This window comes from Bacillus sp. SIMBA_074 (assembly GCF_046534555.1).
Lineage (GTDB): Bacteria > Bacillota > Bacilli > Bacillales > Bacillaceae_G > Bacillus_A > Bacillus_A mycoides.
The window spans coordinates 1-276 of record NZ_JAWRYM010000436.1 but is presented as its reverse complement, the minus strand read 5'-3'; the positions used below and the strand labels follow the sequence as shown (position 1 = coordinate 276).

1 pseudogene is annotated in these 276 nt (G+C 37.0%); it reads left to right on the top strand.

From position 1 onward, the window contains the following. Window positions 1–82: 82 nt before the first annotated feature. Window positions 83–276, top strand: a pseudogene (locus SB773_RS31480) (staphylopine family metallophore export MFS transporter CntE); the annotation flags it as partial.

Below are 276 nucleotides of genomic sequence, written 5' to 3'. Positions count from 1 at the left end.
GGGCATCTCACTTTATTCTTTATTCTCTTTTATACCAGGTATTATTGGACCCATACTGGCATTAGGAATTTGGCAAGGAGGTATGGATTATTTTACAGTAGTGATGATAGCAATTGCCATCACTACAGGGGTGTTTGGCTATAGTGCCAAAATGGAAAAAGGAAAGGATCAACCTGTTTCAGTTAATAATGAGCAGGGAGTAAGTATGTTTAAGGCATTTAGTCAGTTGGTACAAAATCCGTTTTTGTTTAAATGCAGCGTATTGATGTTAGTTAC